At 61.9% G+C, this 10,461-nt stretch carries 5 protein-coding genes and 2 tRNA genes; 1 reads left to right on the forward strand and 6 read right to left on the reverse strand.

Annotation, left to right across the window (positions count from 1 at the left end; all coding sequences use genetic code 11):
- Positions 1-1,002: 1,002 nt before the first annotated feature.
- Both leuD and leuC read right to left on the reverse strand, forming a co-directional pair.
- Positions 1,003-1,683, reverse strand: coding sequence for a 3-isopropylmalate dehydratase small subunit (leuD, locus tag KIH77_RS10310; RefSeq protein WP_219101593.1), 681 nt, complete (start codon positions 1,681-1,683; stop codon positions 1,003-1,005).
- A gap of 116 nt (positions 1,684-1,799) precedes the next feature.
- A complete protein-coding gene (leuC, locus tag KIH77_RS10315; RefSeq protein WP_219101595.1) occupies positions 1,800-3,203 on the reverse strand; it encodes a 3-isopropylmalate dehydratase large subunit in 1,404 nt (467 codons plus the stop codon).
- Between the two features lie 329 nt (positions 3,204-3,532).
- On the opposite strand from leuC, the gene KIH77_RS10320 reads away from it, so the two are divergent.
- Complete coding sequence (locus KIH77_RS10320; protein ID WP_241520120.1) at positions 3,533-4,258, forward strand: IclR family transcriptional regulator; 726 nt, start codon at positions 3,533-3,535, stop codon at positions 4,256-4,258.
- A 1,365-nt stretch (positions 4,259-5,623) separates the two neighbouring features.
- Here KIH77_RS10320 and KIH77_RS10325 read toward each other — a convergent pair.
- The 4 genes from KIH77_RS10325 to KIH77_RS10340 form a co-directional block, all read right to left on the reverse strand.
- A complete protein-coding gene (locus KIH77_RS10325) occupies positions 5,624-7,006 on the reverse strand; it encodes a metallophosphoesterase family protein (RefSeq protein WP_219101599.1) in 1,383 nt (460 codons plus the stop codon).
- Positions 7,007-7,139: 133 nt separating this feature from the next.
- The gene (locus tag KIH77_RS10330) at positions 7,140-9,200 is read right to left on the reverse strand and encodes a KUP/HAK/KT family potassium transporter (RefSeq protein ID WP_219101601.1); all 2,061 of its coding nucleotides are present in this window, start codon (positions 9,198-9,200) and stop codon (positions 7,140-7,142) included.
- A 655-nt stretch (positions 9,201-9,855) separates the two neighbouring features.
- Positions 9,856-9,927: transfer RNA gene (locus KIH77_RS10335), tRNA-Gln, on the reverse strand.
- Between the two features lie 37 nt (positions 9,928-9,964).
- A tRNA-Glu gene (locus KIH77_RS10340) sits at positions 9,965-10,037 on the reverse strand.
- Between the last annotated feature and the right edge of the window lie 424 nt (positions 10,038-10,461).

Genomic DNA, 10,461 nt, shown 5'->3' on the forward strand with positions numbered 1-10,461 from the left:
GAACGAAAGCAACCGGCCCTCCCCCTGTCATCCTGAGCGAAAGCAACCGGCCCTCCCCCTGTCATCCTGAGCGAAAGCAACCGGCCCTCCCCCTGTCATTCTGAGCGAAGGCCGCAGGCCGGAGCCGAAGGATCTCGAATCGTCGACAACGATTCTTTGACTCGCTGCGCTCGCTCAGAATGACAATAGAAAACACCCCACTGAGGCAGCTCCCCTCCCCGCTCACTCTCCCCGCAATGGACTTGACCGCATTTTGCTCGAAACGCGGCGTAATCCTTCGGATTCCCCTCGATTACGAAGGACGACGATGCAAATCGACGATTATGCAGCCCCGTCCATCGGAATCTCGAAGGTACGATTTCAAGAACCGCATGATTGCAACGATTCACGACATCGACATTGACAATCACGATGGACTACGACGATTTTCTCCGATAATGCGGCGTAATCCTTGGAAATCACCGCGATTCCCATGGACCACGATGCAAAACGACGATTATGCAGCCCCGTCCTTCAGGGAAGAGCCGTTTCTGTCATCCTGAGCGGAGGGCGAAGCCCGGAGTCGAAGGATCTTTCACACCAATCAGCGCAAGATCCTTCGACTACGCCGCAAGCGGCTCCGCTCAGGATGACAGAGGGGTGTAGGCTCCGCTCAGGATGACAGGGTGTTGCCCCCACTTAGGATGACACGTCTCAGCAATTGGCTCCCCTCTGGAGGGGAGCTGTCGAACGCAGTGAGACTGAGGGGAGGTATGTGCCGAGTATGTGCGCCATGCCGTCAAGGTGTCGACTACCCCTCAGTCACGCTATGCGTGACAGCTCCCCTGACAAGGGGAGCCTATTGCGCAGAGGCTGGCCCCGCCGGCGGGAGCCAACGGGCCTGGTCCGGCAATTAAGGACGGGATTCGCCCGCGGTTTTCTGGCTCGGCCACGAGATAATCGCGGCCTCGCACAGGCCTGGGGAACAGTCCACTGAACTGTTCCCCCAGGCTGATTGCAACGTTAGTCGCGATCAGCCAACGGGCCTGTCCAATCGTATTCGGGTTCGCGGGCGGAGGCGATGGGCTCCTCGGGCAGGTGCCTGGCCGGCAGTGTGGTCGGCTTGAACGGGAACTTCTCGGCGCGCATCTTCTCGTAGGCGATGATGTCGTCCTCGTGATGCAGCGTCAGGTCGATGTCGTCGTAGCCGTTCATCAGACGCCAACGCACGTAATCGCCCACTTCGAACGGCAGGGTCACGTCGCCGCAGGTCACGGTGCGTTCGCCCAGATCGACGGTCATCTCACGGCCCGGCTCCTCCTCAAGCAGCTTCCACAGCAGCTCGATCGACTCCATCGGCATGATGGCGGCCAGCACGCCGTTCTTGGCGGTGTTGCCGTAGAAGATGTCGGCGAAGCGCGGCGCGATAACCACGCGGAAACCATAGTCGTGCAGCGCCCACACGGCGTGCTCGCGGGAGGATCCGATGCCGAAGTCCGGCCCGGCCACGAGGATCTTGCCGTTGCGGTAGGCGTCCTTGTTGAGCACGAACTCGGGGTCGCGGCGCCACGCGTAGAACAATGCGTCATCGAAGCCGGACTTGGTCACGCGCTTCAAAAACACGGCGGGAATGATCTGATCGGTGTCGACGTTGGAACGACGGAGCGGCACGCCCACACCGGTGACGACGGTAAGTTTTTCCATGATTATTAAAGTCCTTTGATTGGTTTTGTACGGGGCTGTTCAGACGGAATCCAACCCCTCAGTCCTCAGTCCGCTTCGCGGCCGACTCCCCTTACAGGGGAGTCGGAGGAAAGACCTTACAGGTCGGCGGGGCTGGAGATGGTGCCGCGGATGGCGGTGGCGGCGGCCACGGCGGGCGACGCCAGATGCGTGCGCGAGCCCTTGCCCTGACGCCCCTCGAAGTTGCGGTTCGACGTCGAAATCGAACGTTCGTCGGCGACCATCTTGTCGGGGTTCATGCCCAGGCACATGGAGCAGCCGGCGTTACGCCATTCGGCACCGAAGTCCTTGAAGATCTTGTCAAGGCCTTCCTTCTCGGCTTCGAGGCGCACGCGGGACGACGCCGGCACGACGAGCACGCGATGCAGGCTCTTCGCCTTGTGATGGCCCTTCATGATGGCGGCGGCGGCGCGCAAATCCTCGATGCGGCCGTTCGTGCACGAGCCGATGAACACGGTGTCGACGGCGATGGACTTGATGGGCTGGCCGGGCGTGAGGCCCATGTACTTGATGGCGGATTCGGCGGCCACGCGCTGCGTCTCGTCGGTGATGGTCTCCGGATCGGGAACGTTGGCGGTGATCGGCAGGCCCTGACCGGGGTTGGTGCCCCACGTCACGTACGGCTGGAGGTCCTCGGCGCGCAGCGTCACCTCTTTGTCGAACACGGCGTCGTCGTCGGTCTTCAGCGTCTTCCAGTATTCGACGGCCTTGTCCCACATCTCGCCCTGCGGGGCGTGCGGACGGCCCTTGAGGTATTCGAACGTGATTTCGTCCGGGCTGACCATGCCGGCGCGCGCACCCGCCTCGATGGACATGTTGCAGATGGTCATGCGGGCTTCCATGCTGAGCTTGTGGATGGCCTCGCCACGGTATTCGATCACGTGGCCCTGGCCGCCGCCGGTGCCGATCTTCGCGATGATGGCGAGGATGATGTCCTTGGCGGTCACGCCTTCCGGCAGCTCGCCCTCCACGTTCACGGCCATGGTCTTGAACGGCTTGAGGCTCAGGCACTGCGTGGCCATCACGTGCTCGACCTCGCTGGTGCCGATGCCGAACGCGAGCGCGCCGAACGCGCCGTGCGTGGAGGTGTGCGAGTCGCCGCACACAACGGTCATGCCCGGCTGGGTGAGGCCCAGCTGCGGGCCGACCTGATGCACGATGCCCTGGTCGGCGTCGCCGAGCGGATGCAGACGCACGCCGAACTCCTTGCAGTTCTTCTCGAGCGTGCTCAGCTGTGTGGCCGACGTCTTGTCGGGGTTGGGCTGGTCGATGTTCACGGTCGGGGTGTTGTGGTCCTCGGTCGCGATGAGCAGGTCGGTGTGACGCGGCTTGCGGCCGGCCAGGCGCAGGCCCTCGAACGCCTGCGGACTGGTGACCTCGTGCATGAGCATGAGGTCGATGTAGATGAGATCCGGCTCACCGTTCTCGCCCTTGCGGACGAGATGGTCGGCCCAGACCTTCTCGGCCAATGTGGTTCCCATGATGTACCTCCTAGAGGCGTAATCGCAACGTTTGCCGCGACGTTATCGCAACGTGTATCGACGTCGATTCCTCTGCTTTTTCCTCGGTGGCCATTCCTTCGAATAGCCCAGACACATCGAGTATGGTGCTTCGGCCAAATTCGAGACTTTTGCATTTCACATTATGAGATGGCATAATCCCAATCATGGCAATACAAAACGGCGATTCTACAACGGGTGGAACATTGCAGACGAAAAAAGAAACAGTAAAAGTATTGACAAATCCGCGCAATGCGTCCACTCCGAGCGATGACACGGCTGCGGACAAGCCGGGATCGGCGCGCAAGGAAGTGCATTCGGGCGTGGGCGTGCTCGATAAGACCGCCAAGATTCTCGATACGTTGGAGGGCGGACCGGCCACGCTGGCGCAGCTCGTGAACGAGACCGGACTGGCGAGGCCGACGGCGCATCGTCTGGCAATCGCATTGGAGAAGCATCGCTTCATCGTGCGCGACCAGCATGGTCGTTTCGTGCTGGGATCGCGGTTCGCGGAGCTGGCGGCCGCGGCCGGCGAGGACCGTCTGCTCACCGCTTGCGGCCCGATTCTGCAGACGCTGCTCGACCGTACCGGCGAGTCGGCGCAGATCTACCGCCGTCAGGGCGACCAGCGCGTGTGCATCGCGGCCGTGGAACGGTCCAGCGGTCTGCGTGATTCGATTCCCGTGGGCGCGATCCTGTCGATGGAGGCGGGCTCGGCCGCGCAGATCCTGCTCGCGTGGGAGGATCCGGAGCGCATGCATCAGGGCCTGCGCCGCGCGAAGTTCACGATGGCGAAGCTGGCGACCGTGCGCAAGCGCGGCTGGGCGGAGTCGGTGAACGAGCGCGAGGCGGGCGTGGCGTCGGTCTCGTCGCCGATTCGCAACGCCTCCGGCCAGGTCATCGCGGCGATCTCCATCTCCGGGCCGACGAACCGTATGGGCACGACGCCGGGCCAGCATTTCGCGCCGCTGGTCATGGCCGCCGGCAAATACCTGTCCGACGCCCTGATCCGCGCCCATGCCGGCGCCGGCATGTAGGCATGTAACGTTCCAGCCGATTGGCTCCCCCTGTCAGCGAACGGAGCCAATCGGCGTGCGGGACCATGCTCACGGCAACTCAGCTCCCCTTGTCAGGGGAGCCGTCTCCGGTCGTAGGTCGAGGTCAAGGTCAATTTTGTCTCGGCTCCCCTCGGTCTGCGCCAGCTTGTCGCGCAGGTCGGCGAGATCGAGGCCGATCTTGTCTCGGCTCCCCTTGTCAGGGGAGCTGTCAGGCGTCAGCCTGACTGAGGGGTAGTAAGCGGGGTAGTAAATGGTATGGCTTATGGCTACAACGATATGACCGCAACAATGGAATCGGTCTTGCGGCCGATGAGGACCGCCCACCGCAACGGCATAGCCGCTGAGGCATGACCGCGCAGGTGCCCAACCACCCTCAGCCAGCCTACGGACGCCAGCTCCCACCGGCAAGAGCCAACCCGTCAGCGGGAGCCAACCGCCAATCCATGTCATCCAATATCCGTGTCATCCCGGACAGAGCCCCTCCATGTCACCCTAGGCGGGGTCCCTCCATGTAATCCCAAGCGGGCCCTCCATGTAATCCCGGGCGTGATCTCCTCCATGTCACATCCCAAGAGGAATCTCCTCTTTGAACTACACCCCCGGATTTGTGGGTCCATCGGCAGATTTGTGGGTCCATCGAATCGCCATTCCCCGGATTTGTGGGTCCATCGGCGGGTTTGTGGGTCTATCGGATTGCAAAAATCTAAAAGTGGGTCGAATCGTTCACGAGGAGGCCATTTTCGACGTCTTCACGTATGCTCTAGACCCACAAACCCGTTAATGAACGGATTGACCCACGGTAAGTGAACGTGCTAGACCCACGAATTTCGCCTATGAACGGATAGACCCACAAAACCGAACGATCAGACCCACAAAATGTCCGCGTAGACCCACAAAATCGTTCGTATAGACCCACGAACCCAGAAATCGAACAGGTGGAATCCATAAACCGTTCGTATGGACCCACAGAACCGTTAATAGACCCACAAAACCGGAAATCGGATAGGCAGGATTCACGAAACCGTTCGCGCAGACCCACAAAACCGAACGACCAGACCCACAAAACCGGCCAACGTCACTGCCATCACAACCGCAGCGTCGCCACAGCCACGACGCTACCGTCATCGGCAACCGGCAACGTCACCACCGTCGTCGGCAACCGCAACGCCACCATCACAACCGCAATGCCACCGTCGCCATCGCAACCGCAACGCCACCATCACAACCAGCCCACCATCGTCACAACCGGCAACGCCACCGTCACACAACCGGCAACGCCACCGTCACACAACCGCAACGCCACCATCACAACCAATCAGCGCCACCATCGTCACAACCGCAACGTCACCGTCGTTTGCCGGTGAAGCCGAGCGATGCCACGGCGGCGGCGAATCCGGCGGCGATCGTGGCCATGGCGCCGGGTTTGCGCAGCAGATTCCACGCGTCGCCCGGATTCGTGGGCACGTGGCTCATCGCGAACGTGTACGCCTTGCGCGTCGTCGGCTTGCCCACGATCTGCCCGAACTCCAGCAGCTGCGTACGCGGCTCGTACGGGTGACGGATGTCGAACTCGAACAGCCGCGCCGCCCGCTTGTCCGGCACCGGACCATACGCACCGAATCCGCAGGTGGGCGTGGCACCGAGCATGATGCCCTCGGTCGTGCCGACGAATCCGTTGCGATGGTCATGGCCGGCGAACAGTCCGAAATACCCGTCGGTGTCCTTCATGATCTGGAATTCGCCGCAGTCGACGTCGGGGCAGCTCACGCCCTCCCCCAGGTAACTGCCCGGCAGCGTCTTCGATTCGTCGAGCACGTAGCAGGCGGCGTCGAAGCTGCGGTAGCCCTGAATCGCATACGCCGTCGACGACGAGACAGGCTTCAAGACGTCGTAGAACTGCGGAATCGGAATATGTTGGAAGACGATGGACTTCGCGTCCAATACGGACGGCATGGCGTCGAGGAAGTCCAGCGCACGTTGGCTGGGCGAATCGTAGCCGCCGGATTTCGCATAATCGCCGGAATCCACGATCACCAGGCCAATGACGTTGCGTTTATGGTCCATGTCGGTCACGGGCAGGGCGAACGTCCCCGGCTCGCACGCATACACCTCCTGATCGGCCAGACCCGAGTACGCGGCCGAGACGGCGGCGCCCGGCTGCTCGGCGGCCGCCATGGGAGGATTCAGACATCCGGGGAACTCACGATAGATGTCGTTGAGTTCGGCGTTGTCCAGCCCGCATTGGAAGTCATGATTGCCGAACGTGACGGCGAACGGCACGTTGCGGTCGATGAGCGGCTGAACGAACTGACGGATGGATTTGCGGACGAGGTCGCGTGTATGGTCGAGGTCGGCGGCGTCGGGGCCGCCGTTCTTCGGCACGTCCCAGCGGCGTTTGCGCGACGTCTTGGCGTAGGCGGAATCGTAGCCGGCGATCTGGTCGCCGGTGAACACGACGACGTCTGGACGGCCGGCGTCGCAGGCGGCCTCGATAAGACGGATGGTGTCCTTGGAGACCTTCGGCCCGTCCTGGATGTCGGTGAACTGGAGGATACGGAATTTACCCGAACGATGGAACTGCAGCCGTCCGAGCTTGGCGGAGACGGAAACCGGACGCTCCTCCTCCACGGCGTCCAGAATCCTTTGGGTACGTTCGCTCACATGTTCCCCCACGTGGGACAATGCGCGCCCCGCATCGGACGCGCCGCGGTGAATTCGGTCACTCATACCCACAACCCTACTTCACCCATCCTGAGAATCAACCGCAATCGGACTGGCGACGTCGGAAAAACCGATGGCCAGCCGGCCGGCACGGCGTCATCCCCGTTCGGCGTGGCGGCATCCCCGGCCAAGTATGGCATCATCCCCGGCCGGGAATCGTCTGGCCCCGGAACCGAACACGCCTGATTTTCGGCTCGGGGTATTCCTTCGTCCTCAACGGCATGATCTCCACTATCGGACGGTCGAACGCCAGTCCATACCATGCGAGCGGATTGCCCGCCACCGAACGGATCGCGTATTTGAGACGGATGGCGAAACGTTCCAGGTCCTTGATGTCGGATTCGGGGACCAGCGACTTCTTGATGAACACATAGCGGGTGGAGGCGATGTCGGCGGTCTCCCCGTTCCATCCCGGATAGGCGTTGCGCTGCGGCGGAAGCTCGCCGGTGTGCAGCAGCTCGCGCATGATGGCGCGCAGCATGGGGCGCACACGCTGCGGCTCCTTGTAGCCAAGCCGGATGCGCACACGGATGAGACGGCCGCCCGCATACGGCTGCGCCGACCATTCCTCCCCATACGGATGGTCGCTGATGAGCACCGTCACCACCCAATAGGCGAACGCACGCTTGGGATTGCCGGCGAAGATGCTGCGCGGGATGTCGCCGTCGATGCGGTCGGTGGTCATGTCGGGCGTGAGGAACACGAGGTTGCCGGCGGTCAACGGGATGTCGCCGTCATCGGACAGGCGAATCAGCTCGTCCTCGAAATCGGCGATCCTCACACGGCGGCGAGCCTTGCGTTCGACGCGCGTGCCCTCCGCCCATGCGATCATGACGGCGAGCACGGCCACGCAGACCATGATGCTGAACCAGCCGCCGTTGAAGAACTTCATCAGGCAGGAGACCATGAACGCCGCGTCAAGCGCGCCGAAGCCGACCAGCATGCCGACCGCGCCGAGACGACGCTGCCAGTCGCGAAGCCCCGGCCACACGTGCAGGATGTAGGCGCTGAGCTGAATGGACGTGGTGACCATGGCCACGCTGAGCGACAGGCCGTACGCACCCTCCATATGATGGCTGTCCTTGAACGTGAGCACGGCGGCGAGCGTGAGCGCACAAAGCGTCCAGTTCACAGCGGGGATATACAGCTGGCCTTTGGTGACGGACGGATACAGCACCTTGAGATGCGGCATCCAATTGACGGACGTCGCCTCCTTGACCATGGTGAACGCGCCGGTGATCAGAGCCTGCGATGCGATGATGCCGGCGATGACGGCGAACAGGACGGCGAATCCGCGCAGCCGTTCCGGCATCATCTGGAAGAACGGGCTGACGTTGCCGCCGGCGGGGAACGACGTGTCGCCCGCGTGATCGAGTATCCACGCGCTTTCGCCGGTGTAGCAGACCATCAGGCACACCATCACGATCGGATATGTGGCATGGATGGGCCTGATGCCGGCATGGCCGATGTCGGAGTAAAGGGCCTCCGCGCCGGTGACGCAGAGGAACACGCTGCCGAGGATGGCGAATCCGGCATGGTTCTGCGTCGAAAGCAGGAACGACAGGCCGTTCCACGGATTGAGCGCGCCGAGGAACAGCTCGGGGTGGCGCAGAGCATGCGGCAGGCCGGCGCCGGCGATGAACAGGCACCAGACGAGCATTACGGGGCCGAACAGCCGGCCGATGCTCGTGGTGCCGTTGTGCTGCAGCAGGAACAGCAGCACGATGACGACGAGGCTCATCAGCATCACCGTATGGGCGTCGAGCCAGCCAAGCGCCGGTATGGTGCGCAGACCCTCCATGGCCGAGGTGATGCTCACGGCCGGGGTGAAGACGCCGTCGGCCAGGAACGCCGCCGCGCCGATCATCGCGGGCACGATGAGCCATTTCCAATGCCGACGCACGAGCACGTACAGCGCCAGTATGCCGCCCTCGCCCTTGTTGTCGGCGCGCAGGGCGATGACCACGTATTTCACCGTGGCGATGAGCATCAGCGTCCAGAACACGAGGCTCAGTACGCCGATGACGAAATCGGGCGTCACCGCGGCCAGTCCGCCCTGGCCGGCGAGCACGGCGGGCAGCGTATAGACGGGGCTGGTGAGCAGGTCGCCGTATACGATGCCGAGCGCCACCAGCGCCGTGCCGACGGTCAGTGGGATGCCGCGGCCGCCCGGCGCGGTTCGCCCGGCGCGGCGACGCACGGTCCTCGACTTCGATTTGATGGACGATTTCGATTTAACGGACGATTTCGGCCGGGTGGACGACTTCGATTTTGCGGATGACTGCGGTTTGGTGGATGACTTCGGTCCGGTGGATGACTTCGATTTTGCGGACCTCGCCTTCGACGCAGATGTCGATGTAGACGTCGGTTTCGGACGGAGTTTTGGTTTCAAACGGGATTTCGATTCCGGACGGGATTTCGATTCCGTGCGAGATCCGGGCTGCGTCTTCGGTCGCGGAACCGGGTCAGCGGACGGCTCCGGCCGAACCATCACCGCGCCGTCCTCCGTTTCGTTCCGGGATTCCATATCGTCGGCATCATCGTTGGCATCGAGTGCCGTCATATTATCGCCGGCATTGCTCATCTGCCGATCATCCCCCTTATGGCAAAGAACAACATCGCCGACCGAACATGATTCGACGGCCGGAATTCACGAACACCGCTCACGTTACTCCGGACATCGGGGAGGATGGCCGTCCCTAACGGACCCCATACGGAGGAAGACCACAATACTAACGAATCACTAACGTCGGCCGGCTAATCACGGGCTGCCATGATTTGGGTTGCCAAACGTGATACGAAATCATAGATAACAAAAAACCTCGTGAATCATATGATTCGCGAGGCTATATTCGCTGGGGTACCTGGACTCGAACCAAGAATGGATGAACCAGAATCACCTGTGTTGCCAATTACACCATACCCCAATTGGCGCGGAGCAGTCTTGCGACTGCTCCGTAGTCGTACCCCCAACCGGATTTGAACCGGTGTTGGCGCCGTGAGAGGGCGTAGTACTAGACCGCTATACGATGGGGGCTTAAATTATTCAGTAAGTTCGTGACTTCGGAAGCGAAGTCATTTCCCTGACTGGGCTGCGGTGTGAACCGCAACGAGTGATTAATATACGCGAGCCGCGGGAAGTGCGCAACTCTCGGCGTGTCGCGTTTGGATGGATTGCTGGTTTTCGTTGGAATTGCAACGATTTCGAGAGGTTTTGGCTGTCGGGGCGTTCGAGAGAGTTCCGGTATTCCGGCGAAGCCGTTCGGCCCCACCCCTGTCATCCTGAGAGAGGCTGCTTTAATTCCTCTCCTGTCATCCCGAACGAAGCCGCCCGCCCCCACCCCCTCCCCCTATCCCCCTCTCCCTCCCCTCCCCCACCCCCCTCACCCCCTTGTCTGCTCCCTCCTCTCTCCTAATAAAAACAAAAAAACAAACAAAAATCAACTATCGGCGTAATAAAA

This window comes from Bifidobacterium pluvialisilvae, from assembly GCF_019331695.1.
GTDB lineage: Bacteria > Actinomycetota > Actinomycetes > Actinomycetales > Bifidobacteriaceae > Galliscardovia > Galliscardovia pluvialisilvae.

What these genes read in the sequence shown, in the direction of transcription:
- KIH77_RS10325 (WP_219101599.1), bottom strand. Translation starts at nt 7,006, where the DNA reads ATGAGTGACCGAATTCACCGCGGCGCGTCCGATGCGGGGCGCGCATTG.
- leuD (WP_219101593.1), bottom strand. Translation starts at nt 1,683, where the DNA reads ATGGAAAAACTTACCGTCGTCACCGGTGTGGGCGTGCCGCTCCGTCGT.
- leuC (WP_219101595.1), bottom strand. Translation starts at nt 3,203, where the DNA reads ATGGGAACCACATTGGCCGAGAAGGTCTGGGCCGACCATCTCGTCCGC.